The following is a 20,554-nucleotide window of genomic DNA, read 5'->3' as shown; positions in this document are numbered from 1 at the left end:
CGATAGAAGATTGAATGGGATCACGGTTTACATTGTAGATGTTTTTTGACCAGACTCACTAACATAACTTCAATTTTTAAAGGCTTAGATTAAGCTTATTTTAAATTAAGTTAATTATTGAGTTTGGTTTATTTTATAGCATGGTACAAATGCTTACTGAATGAATACTTGGACAATGTTTTAACGTAAAAGGGTCAGTGAAGGAGTTTGAAAATAACAAAATTTAGTTTAGAAAGTTTTTCTTTAAAAGGTAAAAATGCGATAGTAACAGGCGGTGCACGCGGATTAGGCAAATATTATACCATTGCTTTAACAATGTATGGGGCAAATGTAACTGTAGTTAGTTCTTCAACCAATGCCTGGGATGAAATGAAAGCATATGTGAAACAGCATGAGGGTAATGTATCCTTCCTTCAGCAAGATTTAACCGAATCGGGTTCTGCAGCAAAGGTTATCACAAATGCAGTTGGAACGTGGGGATCACTTGATATATTAGTTAATAATGCAGGTGTTCAAATTAGAAATAATATTTTAGATTATAAAGATGAAGATTGGCAAAATGTCATAGATATTAATTTAAATGCAACGTATTATATGGCTCATGAAGCGGCTAAAGTGATGACAGAACAAGGCTCAGGTAAAATCATTAATATAGGTTCTATGCAGTCATACCGCGCTGGAAAAAATATCTTTCCTTACGCAGCGAGTAAGCATGGTGTAGTTGGCATTACGCGCGCCTATGCAGATGCTTTGGCACCATACAATATACAAGTAAATGCATTATCTCCTGGTTATATCCGTACTGATATGACGAAAGTGCTAGAAGAAGATCCAATTCGAGGGCCAGAAATTAAAGGACATATACCATCGGGACAATGGGGTGTTCCGGAAAATTTAATGGGTCCACTTATATTTCTAGCTAGTGAAGCCTCAGATTATGTAACAGGTATATCATTACCAGTAGATGGTGGTTATTTACTAAGATAATAGATAAACAGATGCTTCGGACAAAATCATTTTTGTCCGATTTTTTAATGAAACAAATTTAATAATGTTGATATCAATGCCGTTTGTTTGAATGTGAGACCATTGAATTACAACATGAATTAATTTTAAAATGATAAAATAGAGAAGTTACTATTGTCTGAACTTACTGAAAATGCATTGGAATGTATAATTTAGATGCTAGATTAAAGTATTGAGATAAACGGAAGTATGTTGTAAAGGAAGTAGTTATATCGCTATAGGGGGTTGGAAAATGAAAAGGATATTATTGATTGCGAGTGCTTTTATTGGCGTCATTGTTGGTGCAGGATTCGCTTCTGGACAAGAAGTGCTCCAATACTTCACAAGTTTTGGCATGATGGGAACATTCGGCGCAATGATAACGACCGCATTATTTACATATGTTGGAATGATGTTAGTTTGGCTGGGAAGTAAGTCTGAAACTGATTCTCATAAAGAAGTCATTTATCGTATCACGGGTAAGTCAATGTTTGGAAAATTATTGGGATGGGTGATTGATTTAGTCATCATATTCACATTATTTGGTGTAGGGGTTGTCATGATTGCAGGTGCAGGTTCAAATCTTAATCAGCAGTTTGGCTTACCATCTATCGTTGGCACACTATTGATGACTGTACTTATCATTCTCGCGGGTATGCTGAAAGTTGAAGGTGTTGTAAAAGTAATTGGAAATATTACGCCGTTTTTAATCATTTTTATAATTATTATTTCAGTTTATAGTTTTATGACAACGGATAGTTCATTTTCACAGTTAAATACTTTGTCTGATGCGAAACCTTCAACATTACCGAATTGGTTTGTAGCAGGTGTGAACTACGCATCATTTAATACAGCTGTAGGTGCATCAATGGCCATTGTTATGGGAGGTTCAGAGAAGAATACGAAAGTAGCAGCTATTGGCGGACTAGTTGGTGGACTCGCGTTAGGCGTCATGATTGTATTGAGTCATTTGGCTATATTCACACAAATAGATATCGTTGGAAATATGGAAATGCCAATGTTAGGTATTGTGAATCATATTTCACCTATACTTGGAGTCATTATGGCTATTGTTATTTTTGGAATGATCTTTAATACGGGTTTAGGTATGTTTTATGCGTTTGCTACAAGGTTTACAGTTGTAGATACGAAACGTTTCAAACTGTTCTATGCTGTTACCGTTATTGTAGGTCTATGTCTGAGTTTTGTTGGTTTTACAGATTTAGTAGCAATCTTCTACCCATTAATCGGCTACCTAGGCCTTGTATTAATTTTTGTATTGTTGTATGCACCTTTTAAATTGAAGTTTGGCAAGAAAGATATATAAAAGTTTTATTATAATCTATAACTTTGTTTATGCTTGTTGACATTTATGTATATAAAATTAATTTCGAAACACACCTTATCCTTATTTTTAGTTATAATAAAATAAAGGAATAGGGGGTGTTTTTTTATGAACGAGGAAACATTAGAAATTTTACAGACGAATGCGTTGCAATTATTGGGGATTCAACTAGAAGGCTATGATATGGATGACTTAAAAGGGATCAGCAATCATATTAAGTCACCATTTACAAATACGTCACGTAAACAATTCAAAAATGAGTTGAAACATTTTATCATCAATATGGGCAGTAATAAAATATACCATTATACCAATGTTTTCGATGTGAACTTCTTAATATTTAAATTTAAAAAATATAAACAGATTTACATTATAGGCCCATATATGGAACAGCGATCCAATGAACAACGTTGTAATGAACTGCTACAACAAGCGAATATTAAAATATCTAAGCAATGTTCTTTCGTAACTGCTTCTTGTGCGAACATACCATTTAAATAAGGTGTTAGATGATAGGTTTCCCACTCGTGTTGTACTGCAGATAGATTGGCCGAAGATACGATGGCGATATCGGCGAATGTTGCAGCATGTTTTAATGTATCAAGCACATAATTAAATGGCCCGGTACTAGGTAATGACTTAATTCGACTATTTACCATGTGAGACCAAGAGAGTGCTTTGCGTAAGCCTATTTGATTTGGAGAGGCAGTAATAGCTTGTTCTAAGCTTGGATTAGAAAATGAATCGGTTGTTGTAACCCAATGTTTAATGTATTTATAACCTTCAATTTCAATCCCCTCAGAGACCAATTCGCCTAACATTTTTTCTAAACCTTTGAACCTATTGATACCTCTTGTGATTTCATAGAGGTTAAATGCATTCCAATGGTTTAATATCTTTTCGGAATAGGTATCAAGTTGCCATTCATTAACAAGCGCAGGGCCGAATGCACGTTCATGTTTAATAGTCATTGAATCGATAGCACAGCCATCAGAATCAACACATATTAATTTTTTATAATGTGGTTTGTATTGTGTTAATGATTCGATCATGTTAAAAATTCCTCTCGAAATAAATTGATTGATTAAACAATCGATATGTATCGTTTATAGAGCTTGAGTGTTGAAATGAAAATAGATAAAAGAAAAGCAGAGTGTAAAATAAAGCGCTTTCTTTATACTATTAAAGTTAGCATTTCAAGTTCAAAAAAACTATAGGATTCAATCATATTATGTGATATAACTCACAATATAATCACTTTAGGTTGAATTTATTATAAAAAGGTTAAGTAAATAACAAAATAAATTAACAGTCATCTATTTATATAAAAAGGTTGTATTAATGCACTTTTCAGTAAGCAATAAGATCTCATTGGTTTCGATTGTACAGATTGAAATTAAAAACTTCGTGTATCTTAACAGAAGTTAAAATTGCTGTATTGATTATATTGTCAATTTTAAAACTAAGGAAATTAACCGGAGAAAGGCAAAAGTGATAAATTTGTGAAATTAATCACAAAAAACTTCCAATTTGTATCCTTATGAATTAAGATAAAGATGTAATAAATGACGCAAGCTTTGCGAAAGAAAAAATACGGAGTGATTCATATGAGAGAAGTAATTGAAAAGGTTATTTTTTCAAATGAAAGCAGCTATGAAATTTACACTCATACAGGTGTAAATCAAGGTATTATTAATGATATTAAAGATGGATACAGAAGTATTGACTATATAGCTTATATTGATGCAGAAAAGTTATACAACTATGGATTGAAAAAGACGCTATTAGTTAATCATTAATACACTGTATGCATCAAGTAATTAAAAAGTTTTGTTGTATTCACAATCTATTAATATAGCAAACGGGTATTATTTTTAAAGTTTTTCTCCCTCGTATTAACTTTCATGATTTATTTGAAACGCCCTAAAGTATTTTAAAAAGCCTATGTTTACTGTCCATCCAGTAACATAGACTTTTAGTTATAGTATTTAATGATGACAATTAAACATAATCTTTAAAATTATGCTTGATTTCATTAAAATCATATAAAGAGTTGTACATACGCATACGAATATGTTCTTCAGATGCATAAGGAATGCGTAAGTGATTATGTTGTGCTACATATTTACGGAAAGTTTTTTCTAATTGTTGTCGTTCTAATATAGGCATTTGAATCCATTCATCTTTGTCGAATAAATCTTCAAAATGAAATTGGAAACTTGTTCGATCTATTGATTTTCTTAATGCTTCTAATTTTTCATCAAGATTCATAATATATATGCCCCTCCCTTAACGCTACAATAAACATTATTAATATATACTTTATTATATACCCACTTTATATTGAAATATGGATATTGACAAGCTGATCAAAAGCAAAACTTTCAAGAAAATGAAAACGCCATGATACAATAATCGTAATTAGGGAAATATTTAAATAAATATAGAGAAGTATAAATAGAAAGGAAGATATACATGGTTGAATTACAAGATAAAGTGGCAGTCGTAACAGGAGCGAGTAGTGGTATCGGTGCAAGTATAGCCGAAACATTAGCTAATCAAGGAGTCAAAGTTGTCTTAACAGGACGAGATGAGTCGCGCTTAGCAGAAGTGGCTAAACGTATACAAGATAATAAACAAGCAGTAGTTGAGACAAGTATTGTGGATGTTACACACAAAGAAGAAGTAACAGAATTAGTTGAAAAAACAAAAGAAAAATTTGGTCAGATTGATATTTTAGTGAATAGTGCTGGCTTAATGTTATCATCAGCAATAACTGAGGGTGACGTTGAAGCATGGGAAGCAATGATTGATGTGAATATCAAAGGTACCTTATATACAATTAATGCTGTGCTACCATCTATGCTAAATCAGTCTAGTGGTCACATTATCAATATTGCCTCAATTTCTGGATTTGAAGTTACTAAAAAAAGCACGCTCTATAGTGCATCCAAAGCAGCTGTACACAGTATTACACAAGGTCTAGAAAAAGAATTAGCGAAAACAGGCGTACGTGTGACAAGTATCTCTCCTGGGATGGTTGATACACCATTAAGTGGAGATACAGATTGGGGAGCACGCAAAAAATTAGATCCTAAAGATATTGCAGAAGCAGCAATTTATGCATTACAGCAACCAAGCCATGTCAATGTGAATGAAGTGACAGTGAGACCTGTTTAAACATAAATGAAATATTAGAAGGCTGGGACATTAATAAGAAGTGTCTCGGCCAAATTAATTTATATGGACTGTAATCTACATGCTAAGTTACAAATATAAAAACGCTAGCTCATGTATTACGCAAATGAGATTCATTTAACGCGTTATTTAATAAGAGCGAAGACTATGAAATTTTTATCAGGACTTTTTGATTTTGTTCATTTTTCTAATAGTTTAGCTTGAATGTATTCGTGAAAGAAGTGAGAAAAATGGAAATGCGATACCTTACCGAAAGAGATGTAAAACAGTACCGAGCCATTCGATTAAAATCGTTACAGACGGATCCAAAGGGATTTGTATCAACATATGAACGTGAAAAATCATTGCCGGAAGATGAATTTAAAGCACGGCTTAAATTAAATGATACGCATTTTACGATAGGCACGTTTGATAGTGGGGAGCTTATTTGTATCGCTACATTTTATAGTGAGAGAATGGAAAAGGTAAAACATAAAGGTAACTTAGTGACTGTCTATTGTGATCCCCGATATAGAGGTCAAGGTATTACAGCTCAAATGATACAACATATCATTAACGATGTTAGTGTGGTTGGTGTTGTGAAAATCATTGGCTTATGTGTATTATCTGAGAATACACAAGCCATTCGTTTGTATGAAAAATTAGGGTTTCAGCGTTATGGTAGGGAACCTAAATCAATCTTTGATGGTCATAGGTATTATGATGAAGACTTAATGTATCTTGAAGTGTAGTTGTTATAAATAACACGTATTCAACTTATGGGTGCACATAAAAAAACCAGGGCGAGTCACCATTATGTCTCGTTCTGGTTTTTTAGTTTGAAATATCATAACCATTCTATAATTTCAATTCTGTTACCAAATGGGTCATAGATATAAAAACGATTGGCGCCTTCAAGTTCATCACTATAGATGATTTCAATTTCTTTAGCTTCAAGTTCTTTCCGTATATCTGAAGCGTTCTGTACTAAAAACGCTGGGTGGGCTTTTGTTGCTGGTTTAAAGTCATCTTGAACACCAATATGTAGTTGTTGGTCACCAACTTGAAACCAAACGCCACCATTTTTCGCGAGATTGGAGGGTTTTGCTATTTCTTTAAAACCTAATTTATCAGAATAAAAAGCCTTTGCTAACGATTCATTGTGAGGTGGTGCAGCTAACTGAACATGATCAATACCTAAAAATTGATTGAACATAAATAACAACTCCTTTAATATATAATAGCAAAAATATAACTATAAAAGTATTTGGTAAATTATTTTTTATAAATTAGAAGCAACTAATTATTTTAAAAGTTCATTTTATTCTATTGCAATTGATAATCGTTTTCGATTAAAATAGTAGTAATAAACAAGAGAAGAGGTTATCGTTTTGAACAAATTTTTATGCTTGATGTTATGTTTGTTATTATTTTTAGCAGCTTGCGGTAATGGTTCGAAAAATTCAGAGTCAAAAGATGACAAAGATACAAAGACTTATACTACAGATGATGGTAGTAAAGTAAAAATACCTAAAAATCCAAAAAGGGTACTTGTGTTAACCGCTAATTATGGAAACTTTAAAAATTAGGTGTTAAACCTGTCGCTATCACAAATGTATTTCCAGATTCTAAATATATAGATATGAGTAAGGTTAAAAAATTAATCCTGAAAATGTTGAAGCGGCGGCAAAATTAAAAACAGATTTAATTATTACATATAAAGAGAACAAGAATAATAAAAAATTAGCTAAAATTGCACCGACAGTACCTATTAAAGTACAGGATATGGACTATAAAGATACACATATTGAAATTGGGAAATTAGTAAACAAAGAAGCTAAAGCTAAAAAACAAGCTGATAAACTATGAGAAAAACTAGCTAAAGATGGTAAAGAAATTAAGAAAGCAATTGGTAAAGATAATACTTTTTCAATTATGGATATTCAAGCAAAAGATATTTATCAATTTGGCCCTAGATCAATTTGGCCCTAGATTCGGCCGCGGAAGTAAAGCTATATATGAAGGGTTTAAGTTGAAAGAGGACCCAGAAGCTAAGCAAGCAATGCCAAAAGAGAAGTTTATGAAAGTTTCAAAAGAGAAATTCAATACGTATTCGGGAGATTATTTACTCCTTCCTACTAAAGATGGTAAGAAACCGAATAATGATTTTGTGAAATCAAATACTTGGAAAAATAATAAAGCTGTTCAAAACGGTAATGTTATTTATTATTCTATGGATGAAGCAATTTATGCAGATTTAATTTCAGTAGAGAAACAAGCTGAACTATTTAAAAAAGAACTTTTAAAGCATAAGTAAAAACTAAGCACGTCATAGTCATCGAATTTATATAATTTGATATCTATGATGTGCTTATTTTATTTTGACGCTTACCAGTGATCAATATCACTTCGTTCGCCTTTAAAATTATTAGCTGTTTGATGACGTTTTGCTAGTACTTTTTCAACTTCTTCAAATTTAATATTTAAAGCATGTAATAATACAAAAAGGTGATACATAACATCGGCGGTTTCATTCGTCACTTCTTCAACGTCGCCTTTCATTGCACCAATCACCACTTCAAATGCTTCCTCACCAAATTTTTTAGTTATTTTTTCAAGTCCTTCTTTTAATAAATATTGAGTATACGAATTACTTTTATCTGCCTGCGCACTTGCTGCAACTGTTTGTTCAAGTTGTTGCACATTAAAAGGTACGGACGTATTAAAACAACTTTGATTACCTGTATGACAGGTTGGTCCGTTTGGAAGTACTTCAATAAGCAATGTATCTTGATCACAATCCAGATGGATATGTTTCACTATTTGAGTGTGACCTGAAGTTTCACCTTTAGTCCATAAACGTTCTTTTGAGCGAGAGTAAAATGTAACAATTCCCTCAGTGAGTGTTTTTTGATAGGCAGTTTCATTCATATATCCTAGCATGAGCACTTGCTTGTTACGTACATCTTGTAATACAACAGGGATAAGTCCTTTGTCAAAATCAGGCTCTTGAGTAGTCATCTTACTGGAATACCTCCTCGTTTCATTGATGATTTAATTTGATTCACAGTTGTTTCTTTATCGTGTAATATGCTTGCCGCAAGTCCCGCTGAAACGTTTGTTTCTTTAAACAAGTCAACGAAATGTTCAGGATTTCCGCCACCACCAGAAGCGATAACGGGAATATTCACAAGTTTTTCAATTTCATGTAAGTGTGAGACATCAAAACCTTGTTTCATACCATCGTGCGTCATACTTGTAATGAGAAGTTCACCTGCGCCTAGGGCTTCAACTTCTTGAACCCAATCATAAACGCGTTTATCCGTTCGCTGTTTACCACCGTGTGTGTAACAAAAATAATCATTTAGTTCGCTATCGTAATTGCTATCTATGGCGATACATATACATTGTCGTCCAAATTTTTCGCTGGCTTCCTTTATAAAACTTGGATTTTTAAGTGCACTTGAATTTAAGGATACTTTATCTGCACCGTGGTTTAATAATTGAGAGATATCGTCAATGGTTGAAATACCACCGCCAACTGTCAATGGAATGAAAAGTTTTTCTGCTGTTTCCGAAATAACATCAAGTACAAGATCATGTCCAGCTTCTGTACGTGAAATGTCTAAGAAAACAAGTTCATCAGCACCTTGTTCATTATAATAAAGTGCAAAATCTACAGGGTTGCCAATATCACGCAAGCCTTTAAATTGAATGCCTTTGACGACGCGACCATCTTTGACATCTAAGCATGGAATAATGCGTTTTTTAATCATGACAATCCCTCCCAGAAGGTAGCGTTGTGTGCAGCTTTGCCAACAATGGCTGCATGAACGCCAATGGATTCTAATTGGGCTAAATCTTGTTGATGACGAATACCACCAGAAGCAATAATTGGTTTTTGAGTTGCTTGGACTAATTGTTGTGTGATTTCGAAATTAGGGCCCTCGAGTTTGCCATCTTTAGAAATATCTGTGTAAATGATACCACCGAGTGGGAGAGCTTCTACTTGTTGTAATAAATCAAAGATATCGAGGCCAGCATCTTCTTCCCAGCCATTAATTTTGACTTGTCGACGGTAAGCGTCAATGGATAGATATAAACGATTTGGAAATGCTTGTGTCATGTGCGATAACCACGCTAAATCTTCTATACCTTTGGTGCCGATGATACAATAATCAATACCATTATTAAAGTAAGTGTCAATGGTATTTCTATCTCTAATACCACCGCCAACTTCCATAGGTTTATCAGTCAGTGAGCGTAATTGATTGATATAGTCACTCTCGATGGATACTTGATTTTTTGCACCAATTAAATCGACGATATGAATTCGGTCTACACACTGATACTGATTGTAGAAAAGTACACTTTCTTCTGCGCTACGCGCCATTTTAACTTCTGAATCGTATTTACCTTCAGTAAGTCGCACGCTAGTAGCATTGATTAAATCAATTGCCGGCCATAGTTTGATCATCTTGAAATCCGCCTTTCAGTGCTTGATTAAGTATTGCTAATCCATCATCACCACTTTTTTCTGGATGGAATTGAATGCCGATATAATTTTGATATTGCACAATTGCTGGGATTTTTGTGCCGTATTCTGTGTAAGCAACCACATGTTGTGACATTTCAGCTTGATACGCATGGACAAAGTAAACATCATGTAATAATAAAGGGTGTTTACTTATTAGATTATTCCATCCTAAATGCGGTACAGGATAAGGGGACTGTATTGGAATTATATTTCCCGGGAAAATATTTAACCCTTTGACATCACCCTCTGCACTCCAATGATAAAATAGTTGCATACCGAGACAGATACCAATCACTGGTTTATCCGTAATGGATGTGATTATATTTGCTAAACCGCGCTCGTTAATTGCTTGCATGGCATCTTTAAAGTGACCTACACCGGGTAAGATGACGACATCAGCATTTGCAATTTCGTTATACTTATCGGTCAATATCGCATCGTATCCTAAATACTGAACTGCGCGTTGAACATTTTTTACATTACCTAATCCGTAGTCAATGATCGCAATCACTCAATCACACCCTTAGATGAAGGGATGTTATCATTATCATTTTCTGAAAGTGCCATTTTTAATGCACGGGCAAATGATTTAAATATGGCTTCAATTTCATGATGCGTATTGCCGCCTCTAAGTAGATCAATATGCGTAGTTAAACGTGCATTGATGATCAAAGCACGGAAGAACTCTTCAACCAATTCGCTATCAAATGTGCCTACTTTTTCTTTACTCAAAGTGGCATTAAACGATAAATAAGGGCGTCCACTAATATCAACTACAGCACGAGATAAAGTTTCATCCATAGGGATGTAACTCACACCATATCTTTGGAAAGATTTGCGTTCTCGAATCATGTCTAATAATAGCTGACCTAGTACGATGCCAATATCTTCTGTTACGTGATGATCATCTACATCGGTATCTCCATTTGCTTCAATTATAATTGACAGCCCACTATGAAACGTAAAGAGTGTGAGCATATGATTTAGGAAACCAACCCCTGTGTTAATTTCACTTGTTCGTTTGTCATCGGCTAAAATGATTGATAACTCTGTTTCTGCAGTCTTACGTTTCTTTTGAAATATCATATTGTGACCTCCATGATTTAATGAGCTGTTCTAATTGGTCTAACTGGTCGTCTGTGGCGATGGAATATCTTACATAATCGTTCATGTTTGGTTCGTCATAACGTCTAGGTAAGAAGCCATGATCTTCAATATAAAGGCCAAGACTTTGCGCTGCGGATCCTTTTGTTAAGACAAAGTTAGTTGATGAAGGGAAGACTTTCATTATATCGCTAACATTATCTTGGAACATTTGTCTTAATCTAACAGCTAATGCACGCTGATGTTCAATGAATGTGCGTGTCTTATCAATATGTTCAAACATGAAAAGTGCAATGTGTAAAGTGAGTGTGTTTAATGGATAAGGATGTTCAATACTTTGTATAAGTTGAATCGTCTCAGGTGTTCCAATTAACACGCCTAAACGTAAACCGGCAATACCAAATGCCTTTGAAAGGGTACGCATTTGAAGAACATGTGGTTGCAATTCAAGCGTGTAGGCATCCCCAAAATCTAAATAAGCTTCATCAATAACAAAATAACCACCAATATTTTTCATTTTATCTGCAATTGCAGTTAAAAATGTTAGATTATACTGCTTGCCAGATGGATTGTGTGGATTACTCATAATAAAGAATGCGGGTTGCACTGTTTCAATGCGACTTAATATATTTTCTAGATTAAATGTTAAGTCGTTATCTGCATTTACAAACGCTATTGGTCGATGAACTTGGTCGGCATAGGCTTGGTACATAAAGAAATCTGGATTAAGTGCTAATGCTGGACCTTCTGGCATGATAAGCATTAATTTTTGAATTAATTCATCAGAACCATTACCTGCAATAATTTGGTCTGGTGATAGATTATAATAACGCGCATAACCTGCCTTAAATCGTTCATATTCTTCATCTGGATAAAAGTTAAATGAAGCATGATGTATAATCGATGTGAGTTGTGCTTCTGTTAAAGGGCGAAGTGGGCTTTCATTTTTGTTAATTCTTATCATCGTTAAACTCCTTTGATGTTCTAATTTCTATGGATTGTTCGTGATTATATAATTGTTCAACATGGGCTAATTTACGCGCAGTCAGTTCTACGGTATCGAATGTATCTTTTGATAAATCTATCACTGAATGACGTGTTAAAAAATCATTAACAGATAGACCATTGGTAAATCGAGCTGTTTGATTGGTTGGCAGTACGTGACTTGGGCCAGCGACATAGTCACCAATAACTTCAGGTGAATAATAACCTAAGAATAGTGCGCCCACGTAACGGACATGATTTAGATAATCATGTGGTGAAACTGTTTGTATTGAAGCATGTTCTGGTGCAATGAGATTCATTAAATCACACGCTTCGCTAAAGTTATTCACATGTATCAAAAAATGGTTATCATTTAAACTTGCTTGAACGATTGATTGACGTTCAATTTGAGGAAGTATGTGCTGTATTTTTTGTTCAAGTTGTTTTAATAATGCTTCATCTTCACTAATGACAAAAGTTCTTGCAAGTTCATCGTGCTCTGCTTGTGCAAATACATCATATGCGATGGCGTCTAAATCAGCAGAGTCATCAATAATTAATGCAATTTCACTAGGGCCCGCGATTTGATCAATTCCTACTTGACCAAAGAGGTATTTCTTAGCATAGGCAACAAATTGGTTACCAGGTCCTACAATTTTATCAACTTTTGGCAATGTTTCTGTACCGTAAGCTAGGGCAGCAATACTTTGAGCACCTCCAACTTGATAAACGTTATCGACACCTGAGATATAACAGGCGGCTAATACGATATCTGGTATACCATTTAGTTGTGGGGGCGTGACTACAGATATATTTTTTACACCAGCTACCTTTGCCAGTGTTACTGTCATTAAGACGGTTGATGGGTAACTGGCTTTACCACCTGGTACATATACGCCAACGCGTTCTAAAGGATGATACAATTCATAACAATCTGATGTGCCTTGTTGCTTAGTCCATTTAATGGATTCTTGGTAAGATTGAATACGCGCGTGACTTTGTTGTAAGGCCTCACGTAAATCACTGTCTAGGCGATTATAGGCATTTTCTAAAGTTTGATAAGCGACTTCTAAATTGCAAGTCTCTACCTGATCAAACTGTTGATTATAATTTCTGAGGGCATCATCTCCGTGAAGTCTGACGTTTTCGCAAATATCCTTTACGATGGGGTATAGGTCTTCATTTAAGGAAGATTGGTTTAAATACTTTTTCAAAAATAGCGTTTTATCTATGATCAATGAGTGACACCTCCAGTGTTGATAAAAAAGCATCAATTTCAGATGATTTTTTAAAATAGGATTGCTTATTTGTGATAAGTTTCGCGTTAATGGGTTTAATCGTATCTTTTTCAACTAAGCCATTTGATTTTAGTGTTGTACCAGTCTGTACAATATCTACTATTCCATCCACCATTTCTACGAGACAAGCTAATTCAATAGAACCTGATAGTTTTACCAATTCTACATCTATACCTTGTGCTTCGAAGTAGGCACGTGCAGTTTTTACATACGACGTAGCAATTTTATTGAAAGAAGAAGTTTCTGGTTTAGCAGCTAAAGCAAAATGACAATCTCCAAATGGTAAATCCACCAAATTATTAATTGTATAATTTCCTTCTTCTAAAATATCACTGCCAACAATCCCGACATCAGCTACACCTTGTTCTACATAAATAGGGACATCGCTACCTTTAACTAATACGATTTGAATAGATCCTACAGAAATTAATAATTGACGTTCTCGTTTTTCTAATGCATCTACTAGTTCTTGTTCATTAGCTTGTTTTAAATAAGTAATAAAGCTTTTTAATAATCGACCTTTGGCTATAGCTACTGTAAGCATAATAAGAACTCCTTTTATTTATAATATAAAACCTAATCCAAAACCATCTAATTCACCTTTGTAGAAACCTCCCGTAAGTTGGTGGTTTTTATCATTTTTTAGATAACATTTTAAAAATGCACCTTTGTAATATGAACGAGGCGGTTGTGGTGTGATATCTAAATGTATATCTTTTACATTTAATGACTTAAACCACTGTTCCCAACGACGCAAAGCTTGTATTGTACGATGATCGTAAGGAAAGAGTTGACTTAGTAAATCTAATTGATCCGTTGTTTTTGTTGTCAATAATTGAACAAGCGCATGAGAAGTGCCAAGTTCGGATGAAAGTTCTGAAATATTACGCTCTTGTACTAATTTTAAAATCGTTATTGTTTGTTCTTTAGTAGTTAACAGTAAATCGATAAGTTGATAATGTCCTAAAATGACAAAATCGATATCGTCATTAAGATATTGTTGTATATATTTATAAAACGTCATAAAATCTTCCTGCATATCCGTTATGGTAGGGTTGTAATGTTCGATACCCAATTGCGTATAGACATGGTTATCACGAACAATCGGTCCCGCATAAACTACTTTTTGATGACGCGGAGGATAATTACTGTAATAACGCAATAATTGGTCGGTGAAATCATTACGTAATGCAAAGATATGATGGTCATGTTGCCAGAAACTTCTTTCAGTCATTTGCTGTAAATCATCTTTATTCAATGTTTGCCAAGCTAGAGATTCAATAAAGCTAAAATCTACTAAGTTAAAGTCAGCTTGTTGAAAATGCTTTAAAAAGTTAAGTTCTTTTTCTTTGTTATTAATGATTGTTGCTGCATCCATATTAAAACCATCCTTTGCATATACTTTGTTTCTCTACCGAACTAAAGTAAATTAATAAAGAATACTTTAACACATTTATTTTTAGAATTCAATAAATATTCTGAAAATGTTTTTGGTTAAGCGGTATAAAAATGCCCTTGCATTTAAAAAAGTGCAAGGGATTAATACTTATAAGCAAGATTTACCATGATTAACATATTTTAGCATTTCTTCTTTAGGCACCATATTACCACCAGTTGCCCATACAATATGATTTGCTTGATTCATTTGGACGCCCTGTTGTTTGGCTAATGTTATTGCTGATTTAATGCCAGCAAACCCTGACGCGGCAGAGGGCTCAATAAAGATATCTTCTTTTTCACTTAAAAGATATAGATAACGATACATTTCGCTATCAGATACAGTCTGTATACCATAGAGTAACGTATTCATAATTTGCCCGACTAAGCGAGATGGACGTGCAACTGCTAAACCATCCGCATCTGTGCTTCCATCAATGCCAATATCCTTAACTGAAATTTTATCGTGTAATTGCGTCATCATACCTAATAACATACAAGGGGCATGTGTTGGTTCAGTAAAAATACAATAAACATGTTCTCCAAAGACTTGTTTTAGACCGAACGTCACTCCTCCTGGGCCACCACCGACACCACAAGGTATGTAGACAAATAGAGGGTGTTCAGCATCTATTTGTATATTTTCAGCAGCTAATTGTGCTTTTAATCTTAATGCAGCGACTGTATATCCTAAAAACAAGTCAGATGAACCTTCGTCATCCACAAAATGACAGGTAGGATCGTTTTCAGCATGTTTTCTTCCTTCTGCTACAGCGTACTGATAATCTGACTGATGTTCTATGACTTCCACACCACGTGACCTCAAAAGATCTTTCTTCCACTGACGTGCATCTGTAGACATATGAACCGTCACTTTAAAGCCCAGTTTTGCACTCATAATACCGATACTTAATCCTAAATTACCGGTTGAACCAACGGCAACATTATATTTACTAAACAGACCTTGATATTTTTGCTCAGCCAGTACACGATAATCATCTGTCTCTTTTAAATCGCCATCTTGCATCCCTATCGTTTCAGCTAATTTAAGTACTTCATAGATACCACCGCGCGCCTTAATTGATCCAGATATAGCGAGGTGACTATCACATTTTAGCCATAGCTTACCTTCAGTGGGTAAGGACTCTAAGTTTGTCAAAGTATTTTGCATAAAAGGTATGTGTTTTAAAGGTGATTCAATAAGGCCATGATTATTTTCCGTTTCTGGGAATACAGTGCTTATGTAACTACTAAATCGTTCAAGTCGTTGCGCAGCGTCTTCCATATCTTTTAAAGTAAACGCTAATGACGCTGGTTTACGAAAATTTGTGTTTTCCCAAAAAATAGGCTTATAATTTTGCATACTATCTATGAGAGGGAAATCTTTTTTAAGTGTTGCTAAATCGTTCATATTAATACCTCCGTATCATTTTAATAACAGTACGAAATATAAATTTCACGCTACATTAATTATAACAAGAAATAGATGAAATCGCCTGATTCGCCGATATAATATGATGATATTGGTTATTGTAGTTAGAACCATTGACTCGATTTAAAAATGGGTTTACACAGAGTGAACGATAATATTTTTACAAATTAGCGTGATTGCTTATTTTAATTGTAAGTTAGAAAAATGATTGATGAAATATAAACAAAAAAGAGTCAGGAACAACTTTGAATGTTCCTGACTCTTTGTGGACTAGTTAAAATGACTGCTTTGTCTAAGCTATCTTACTAACAAATTACTTTCTGAATTGCTTACGTATTTTAGTAAACCAGCCTTTACGCTCGTTAACAGACATAACTTGTGGGCGTGTATTATCCTCTTTTAATTGTTGGCCATAATCCATAGCTTCTTTCATTAGAAATGCTTGAGAATTTAAAGGTGATAAATTATTTTCAATATAATGATATTGACCTAATTCATCTTGGTAACGTCCTTTTTGGTTATCTGAGAGTTGTAAGTTCATATAATCTAATAAACGTTTCGCAATATCTTTATCTTCAACTGGGAATAAAATTTCTACACGTTTAATCATATTTCTAGTCATTGCATCGGCGGAAGAAAGATATATGATGTCGTCGCCATTATTATGGAAATGATAGATGCGTGAATGTTCTAGGAATCTACCAACGATACTTACGACTTCAATGTTTTCACTGATTCCTGGAACACCTGGCTTGAGACAACAAATACCACGAATGATCAATTGAACTTTTACTCCTGCACAGGATGCTTCAAACAATTTAAGAATGATATCTTTATCCGTTAATGAGTTCATTTTCATGATAATCTTACCGTTACCATTTTCACGATGTGATTTGATTTCGTTATCTATTCTAGCTAAAAAGACATCACGAATATCGAAAGGTGCGACAATCAATTTGTTATATTCAGGTTTTACTGAATAGCCACTTAAATAATTGAAGAAATTAATCGCATCTTCAGCAATTTCAGCATTCGTTGTGATCAGTCCCATATCGGTATAAATATTCGCTGTTTTATCATTATAGTTACCAGTACCTAAATGAATGAATGAAGTTAATTTATTATTCATTCGCTTAACAACGAGTGCAATTTTACTATGTGTTTTCAAATGTGTCATACCATAAATAACATGACAACCTGCATCTTCCAACATTCTTGCCCAATGTACGTTGTTTTCCTCATCAAAACGTGCTTTTAATTCGACAAGCACAGTGACTTGTTTGCCATTTTCAGCTGCATTTTTCAAACTATTAATAATAGGAGAATCCTTACTTACACGATAGAGTGTTTGTTTTATTGCAATAGTATTTGGATCTTCAGCTGCTTCCCGTATAAAATCAACAATAGGTTCAAATGATTCATATGGGTGGTGGAAGAAGATATCTCTTTTTAAAGATAAATCAAAAATATTGTGATTTCCTAGAGATTGAGGTATTTGTGGGACATATTTATTATATTTCAAATATTTCAGCTTATTGGATAGGTGGTCAACTAAATCAGTCAACATGGTTAAATCGAGAGGCCCATCTACAAAATAGACTTCATTATCGTGCACATCTAGTTGGTTGATAATCCACACAATATCCTCATGTGTCGCTTGTCGGCCATCTACTTCTAAACGTACAGCAGTACCACGTTTACGCTCTTTTAAGAAGCGCTCAATTTCTATTAATAAATCTTCTGCGCCATCTTCATGAATAGTTAAGTCAGCATTACGTGTGATTCTAAACGTAAATGTGTTCAAGACCGTATATCCTGAAAATAAGTCGTTAATGAAGTAGGTGATAATATCTTCAATCAAAATGATATATTGTTTATCACCTTTGTTAAATGAATAAAATCGAGAAATAAGTGAAGGTATTTGAACGATAGCAGAATTAATATCATCTTCTGTATCGATATCTACAAAAATATTCAAGCTTTTATTATTTAATTTAGGGAAAGGATGATAAGCATCAATCCCTAAGGGCGTTAGTGTTGGCAAGATGCCATACTTAAATTCTGATTCAAGTTGAGGCAATAAATCGTCAGGTAGTTGTTCTGGTTTTATGATTTCTACTTGATATTGTTTTAAGTCATCAATTAATTCGTTATAACGCTTGTATTGTAAATCAACAATTTCCTTGTTCTTTAGCTTAATTTGATCGAGTTGTTGCTTAGGTGTTAATTGTGCTTTGTTTTCAGGTTTATCGTATCCCATTTTGACTTGATCTTGTAAGCCCGCTACGCGAACCATAAAGAATTCATCTAAATTCGAACTAAATATAGAGATAAAGTTAAGTTGTTCTAATAGTGGGTTGTTCTTATCTTGTGCTTCTTGTAATACACGGTAGTTAAAATCTAACCAACTAAGCTCTCTATTATTATAATATTGCGGTAAATTTAAGTCTTTATCTCCCAAATTTCTATGCATAACGCTTTATACACCTCGTTGTAGTCTAAAATACATATTTTGCTACGTATACCGTATCATATGAATTTTAAGATTTTGTAAAGATAATAGAAAGATTTTCTTTTAAAATTTTCTCAATATGTTTTTTTTGACGAAGTGACTGATATTCTTCAGCAATTGGTGCACCATTATAGTAAACGTATAATGTATACTCGCCATCTTTTTCTTTTAAATCTATCGACTCAACAGCACTTGTATGAGAGATGTTGAGCGCATTAACAAATTTTATAATGCCACCAAGTGATTGAACATTATCCAATTCTTTACCACGTAGCCATTCCGTCTCATGACTAAAGAATTTTAACAGTGATTTATTTTTAAAACTTGCAAGCAATGCTAATTTAACGCGGTCCTCATGTTTGAAACCATCAATCATAGAGTTAGCAATAATATAATATGTGTGCGGTGAACTAGAATCTGAATCAATAAATCTACCTAAGTAATACAGGTAAGCACCCTCGGCAAATAATGTTTTTTCGTCATCTGATACCTCAATTTTATCTAAATTGATAAGTTGTTTTAATAAAGACTGTGCCAATTTAACACGTTGATTTGCGCTCGATTCCTCTATGCCATATTCATTAGCTAAGTGGAAAAGGGCATCTTTTCTAATGTTTTCTTTTTTAAATTCTGTTGGATAACGCTCACTAATAATATTCATGGCATAGCCTTCGCGTAAACCTTTACGAGAAAATGTAAACTGCGAAGCTTCTATTTTATTAAACAGTACTTTAAAGACGGAGACAGCAGGCAGTATAATATCTACACGATCTCTACTTAAACCATCGATGTCTTTCAATTCATCACGAGAACTTTTTTTAAGTATAGAATATACCTCATCGATATTATCGTCCGTCATTGTATAATTATGGACACCGCCAATAGGGTATGAATGTTCAGATTGATGGATGCGTGCAACATTACGAGCTGAACCGCCTATCCCAACTAAAGCGACTTCTTGGTCTTTTAACCAAGCGAGTTGATCAAATTGTTTAGATAAAAATTTCTCCATATCTTTGATTGAAGATTTATCATTATGATCTTTACCGTCAAAGAATTTACGCTGTAAAGTGACGACACCAAATGGAAAACTGTGTGCTTCTATTAACTTTTTGTCTTTAAAAAGTGTAACTTCTGTAGAACCACCACCGATGTCGACAGAAACACCATCTTGGATGTCTGTGGTATGAGTAATGGCATAAAAACCATAAAATGCTTCTTCTTCTTCAGGTATTAACTTGATTTTTATATTCAGTTCTTTTTTGATGTTTTCAATAATTTTGTTTCTGTTTGTTGATTGTCTAATTGCCGCTGTAGCAATGGGATGTAATTCAGTTACTTCAAACTTATCTGCTACAGTTTTAAAACTGCTTAATGTCTTAGTTAATACTTCAATACCTTCGTTGTTCATCGCCAAATCTTTTGTTAAATATTGGCTTAGCCTTGCTGGTGTTTTAATGTTCAATAATTCGTTTAGACCTGTTTTTTTATCAAATTCGAAAATAACTAACCTGATTGTATTTGAACCGATATCAATTAATCCTATACGTTCCATGTTTGCCTCCTATGTAAAAAATGAGGTTCTATCATATGCTCTATTTTGTTTACCCTGTTCTTTCCTATATATTACATTAAAAAATAAAATTTGTGATTAAAAATTTTCATATTGTCCAATGTAAATACAAATAAGTCAATTGTTTGAATGATAATGATGAAAAAAACC

At 33.9% G+C, this 20,554-nt stretch carries 23 protein-coding genes; 8 read left to right on the top strand and 15 right to left on the bottom strand.

Going from position 1 to position 20,554, the window contains the following annotated elements:
- The first annotated feature begins 207 nt into the window (after positions 1-207).
- Positions 208-987 (top strand): SDR family oxidoreductase, encoded by a 780-nt coding sequence (locus ACM595_RS07495; RefSeq protein WP_218086509.1) that lies wholly within the window; start codon positions 208-210, stop codon positions 985-987.
- A gap of 271 nt (positions 988-1,258) precedes the next feature.
- Positions 1,259-2,332 carry a membrane protein gene (locus tag ACM595_RS07490; protein WP_002482373.1) on the top strand — a complete coding sequence of 358 codons (1,074 nt, stop codon included), beginning with the start codon at positions 1,259-1,261 and terminating at the stop codon, positions 2,330-2,332.
- A 383-nt stretch (positions 2,333-2,715) separates the two neighbouring features.
- Here ACM595_RS07490 and ACM595_RS07485 read toward each other — a convergent pair whose 3' ends face one another.
- Positions 2,716-3,402: a hypothetical protein gene (locus ACM595_RS07485; RefSeq protein ID WP_002482374.1), complete on the bottom strand. Its 687-nt coding sequence runs from the start codon at positions 3,400-3,402 to the stop codon at positions 2,716-2,718.
- 555 nt (positions 3,403-3,957) lie between these two features.
- Here ACM595_RS07485 and ACM595_RS07480 point away from each other — a divergent pair.
- Positions 3,958-4,149 carry a hypothetical protein gene (locus ACM595_RS07480; RefSeq protein ID WP_002482375.1) on the top strand — a complete coding sequence of 64 codons (192 nt, stop codon included), beginning with the start codon at positions 3,958-3,960 and terminating at the stop codon, positions 4,147-4,149.
- Positions 4,150-4,351: 202 nt separating this feature from the next.
- On the opposite strand, the gene ACM595_RS07475 is transcribed toward ACM595_RS07480, so the two are convergent.
- The gene (locus tag ACM595_RS07475; protein WP_069826160.1) at positions 4,352-4,621 is read right to left on the bottom strand and encodes a DUF1413 domain-containing protein; all 270 of its coding nucleotides are present in this window, start codon (positions 4,619-4,621) and stop codon (positions 4,352-4,354) included.
- A 204-nt stretch (positions 4,622-4,825) separates the two neighbouring features.
- Between ACM595_RS07475 and ACM595_RS07470 the strand changes: the two genes are divergently transcribed.
- Both ACM595_RS07470 and ACM595_RS07465 read left to right on the top strand, forming a co-directional pair.
- The gene (locus ACM595_RS07470) at positions 4,826-5,530 is read left to right on the top strand and encodes an SDR family oxidoreductase (protein ID WP_002482377.1); all 705 of its coding nucleotides are present in this window, start codon (positions 4,826-4,828) and stop codon (positions 5,528-5,530) included.
- Positions 5,531-5,778: 248 nt separating this feature from the next.
- Positions 5,779-6,279, top strand: a complete 501-nt coding sequence (locus ACM595_RS07465) for a GNAT family N-acetyltransferase (protein WP_041079284.1) — start codon at positions 5,779-5,781, stop codon at positions 6,277-6,279.
- Between the two features lie 95 nt (positions 6,280-6,374).
- Here the strand turns inward: ACM595_RS07465 and ACM595_RS07460 are convergent, their stop codons facing one another.
- Positions 6,375-6,743, bottom strand: coding sequence for a VOC family protein (locus ACM595_RS07460; protein ID WP_069826161.1), 369 nt, complete (start codon positions 6,741-6,743; stop codon positions 6,375-6,377).
- 196 nt (positions 6,744-6,939) lie between these two features.
- Here ACM595_RS07460 and ACM595_RS07455 point away from each other — a divergent pair, with 196 nt between their 5' ends.
- The 3 genes from ACM595_RS07455 (at position 6,940) to ACM595_RS07445 (ending at position 7,844) form a co-directional block, all read left to right on the top strand.
- On the top strand, positions 6,940-7,116 hold the full coding sequence (locus tag ACM595_RS07455; protein WP_228481084.1) for a hypothetical protein: 177 nt from the start codon (positions 6,940-6,942) through the stop codon (positions 7,114-7,116).
- 70 nt (positions 7,117-7,186) lie between these two features.
- On the top strand, positions 7,187-7,396 hold the full coding sequence (locus ACM595_RS07450; protein WP_326005745.1) for an ABC transporter substrate-binding protein: 210 nt from the start codon (positions 7,187-7,189) through the stop codon (positions 7,394-7,396).
- Positions 7,397-7,493: 97 nt separating this feature from the next.
- A complete protein-coding gene (locus ACM595_RS07445) occupies positions 7,494-7,844 on the top strand; it encodes an ABC transporter substrate-binding protein (protein ID WP_369078967.1) in 351 nt (116 codons plus the stop codon).
- 71 nt (positions 7,845-7,915) lie between these two features.
- Here ACM595_RS07445 and hisIE read toward each other — a convergent pair whose 3' ends face one another.
- From hisIE to ppx, 12 genes are all read right to left on the bottom strand, one after another.
- Positions 7,916-8,548, bottom strand: a complete 633-nt coding sequence (hisIE, locus tag ACM595_RS07440) for a bifunctional phosphoribosyl-AMP cyclohydrolase/phosphoribosyl-ATP diphosphatase HisIE (protein ID WP_002482382.1) — start codon at positions 8,546-8,548, stop codon at positions 7,916-7,918.
- Entirely contained in the window at positions 8,545-9,303 is a 759-nt protein-coding gene (gene hisF, locus ACM595_RS07435) for an imidazole glycerol phosphate synthase subunit HisF (protein WP_002482383.1), read from the bottom strand. Before hisF ends, hisIE begins: the two co-directional genes overlap by 4 nt.
- A complete protein-coding gene (gene hisA / locus ACM595_RS07430; protein WP_069826162.1) occupies positions 9,300-10,004 on the bottom strand; it encodes a 1-(5-phosphoribosyl)-5-((5-phosphoribosylamino)methylideneamino)imidazole-4-carboxamide isomerase in 705 nt (234 codons plus the stop codon). The genes hisF and hisA overlap by 4 nt, the downstream gene beginning before the upstream one ends.
- On the bottom strand, positions 9,979-10,575 hold the full coding sequence (gene hisH / locus ACM595_RS07425; RefSeq protein ID WP_002482385.1) for an imidazole glycerol phosphate synthase subunit HisH: 597 nt from the start codon (positions 10,573-10,575) through the stop codon (positions 9,979-9,981). Before hisH ends, hisA begins: the two co-directional genes overlap by 26 nt.
- Complete coding sequence (gene hisB / locus ACM595_RS07420; protein WP_002482386.1) at positions 10,572-11,150, bottom strand: imidazoleglycerol-phosphate dehydratase HisB; 579 nt, start codon at positions 11,148-11,150, stop codon at positions 10,572-10,574. The genes hisH and hisB overlap by 4 nt, the downstream gene beginning before the upstream one ends.
- Entirely contained in the window at positions 11,128-12,132 is a 1,005-nt protein-coding gene (locus tag ACM595_RS07415; RefSeq protein ID WP_002482387.1) for a pyridoxal phosphate-dependent aminotransferase, read from the bottom strand. The genes hisB and ACM595_RS07415 overlap by 23 nt, the downstream gene beginning before the upstream one ends.
- Positions 12,119-13,387, bottom strand: coding sequence for a histidinol dehydrogenase (gene hisD / locus ACM595_RS07410; protein ID WP_228160984.1), 1,269 nt, complete (start codon positions 13,385-13,387; stop codon positions 12,119-12,121). The genes ACM595_RS07415 and hisD overlap by 14 nt, the downstream gene beginning before the upstream one ends.
- Positions 13,377-13,994, bottom strand: coding sequence for an ATP phosphoribosyltransferase (hisG, locus tag ACM595_RS07405; RefSeq protein WP_002482389.1), 618 nt, complete (start codon positions 13,992-13,994; stop codon positions 13,377-13,379). The genes hisD and hisG overlap by 11 nt, the downstream gene beginning before the upstream one ends.
- A gap of 18 nt (positions 13,995-14,012) precedes the next feature.
- Positions 14,013-14,828, bottom strand: coding sequence for an ATP phosphoribosyltransferase regulatory subunit (locus tag ACM595_RS07400; RefSeq protein WP_069826163.1), 816 nt, complete (start codon positions 14,826-14,828; stop codon positions 14,013-14,015).
- Positions 14,829-14,996: 168 nt separating this feature from the next.
- On the bottom strand, positions 14,997-16,298 hold the full coding sequence (locus ACM595_RS07395) for a D-serine ammonia-lyase (protein WP_002482391.1): 1,302 nt from the start codon (positions 16,296-16,298) through the stop codon (positions 14,997-14,999).
- 334 nt (positions 16,299-16,632) lie between these two features.
- Positions 16,633-18,792, bottom strand: coding sequence for an RNA degradosome polyphosphate kinase (locus ACM595_RS07390; protein ID WP_069821586.1), 2,160 nt, complete (start codon positions 18,790-18,792; stop codon positions 16,633-16,635).
- A gap of 67 nt (positions 18,793-18,859) precedes the next feature.
- Positions 18,860-20,386, bottom strand: a complete 1,527-nt coding sequence (gene ppx / locus ACM595_RS07385) for an exopolyphosphatase (protein ID WP_069821585.1) — start codon at positions 20,384-20,386, stop codon at positions 18,860-18,862.
- Between the last annotated feature and the right edge of the window lie 168 nt (positions 20,387-20,554).

This window comes from Staphylococcus sp. LKG3-1, assembly GCF_048568385.1.
Lineage (GTDB): Bacteria > Bacillota > Bacilli > Staphylococcales > Staphylococcaceae > Staphylococcus > Staphylococcus saprophyticus.
Note: the sequence above shows the minus strand (reverse complement) of the source record. Positions and strands in the feature narration are given on the sequence as shown.

Coding starts and splice junctions, on each gene's coding strand:
- ACM595_RS07490 (WP_002482373.1), top strand. CDS start 1,259: ATGAAAAGGATATTATTGATTGCGAGTGCTTTTATTGGCGTCATTGTT.
- ACM595_RS07485 (WP_002482374.1), bottom strand. CDS start 3,402: ATGATCGAATCATTAACACAATACAAACCACATTATAAAAAATTAATA.
- ACM595_RS07480 (WP_002482375.1), top strand. CDS start 3,958: ATGAGAGAAGTAATTGAAAAGGTTATTTTTTCAAATGAAAGCAGCTAT.
- ACM595_RS07475 (WP_069826160.1), bottom strand. CDS start 4,621: ATGAATCTTGATGAAAAATTAGAAGCATTAAGAAAATCAATAGATCGA.
- ACM595_RS07470 (WP_002482377.1), top strand. CDS start 4,826: ATGGTTGAATTACAAGATAAAGTGGCAGTCGTAACAGGAGCGAGTAGT.
- ACM595_RS07465 (WP_041079284.1), top strand. CDS start 5,779: ATGGAAATGCGATACCTTACCGAAAGAGATGTAAAACAGTACCGAGCC.
- ACM595_RS07460 (WP_069826161.1), bottom strand. CDS start 6,743: ATGTTCAATCAATTTTTAGGTATTGATCATGTTCAGTTAGCTGCACCA.
- ACM595_RS07455 (WP_228481084.1), top strand. CDS start 6,940: ATGTTATGTTTGTTATTATTTTTAGCAGCTTGCGGTAATGGTTCGAAA.
- hisIE (WP_002482382.1), bottom strand. CDS start 8,548: ATGACTACTCAAGAGCCTGATTTTGACAAAGGACTTATCCCTGTTGTA.
- hisF (WP_002482383.1), bottom strand. CDS start 9,303: ATGATTAAAAAACGCATTATTCCATGCTTAGATGTCAAAGATGGTCGC.
- hisA (WP_069826162.1), bottom strand. CDS start 10,004: ATGATCAAACTATGGCCGGCAATTGATTTAATCAATGCTACTAGCGTG.
- hisB (WP_002482386.1), bottom strand. CDS start 11,150: ATGATATTTCAAAAGAAACGTAAGACTGCAGAAACAGAGTTATCAATC.
- ACM595_RS07415 (WP_002482387.1), bottom strand. CDS start 12,132: ATGATAAGAATTAACAAAAATGAAAGCCCACTTCGCCCTTTAACAGAA.
- hisG (WP_002482389.1), bottom strand. CDS start 13,994: ATGCTTACAGTAGCTATAGCCAAAGGTCGATTATTAAAAAGCTTTATT.
- ACM595_RS07400 (WP_069826163.1), bottom strand. CDS start 14,828: ATGGATGCAGCAACAATCATTAATAACAAAGAAAAAGAACTTAACTTT.
- ACM595_RS07395 (WP_002482391.1), bottom strand. CDS start 16,298: ATGAACGATTTAGCAACACTTAAAAAAGATTTCCCTCTCATAGATAGT.
- ACM595_RS07390 (WP_069821586.1), bottom strand. CDS start 18,792: ATGCATAGAAATTTGGGAGATAAAGACTTAAATTTACCGCAATATTAT.
- ppx (WP_069821585.1), bottom strand. CDS start 20,386: ATGGAACGTATAGGATTAATTGATATCGGTTCAAATACAATCAGGTTA.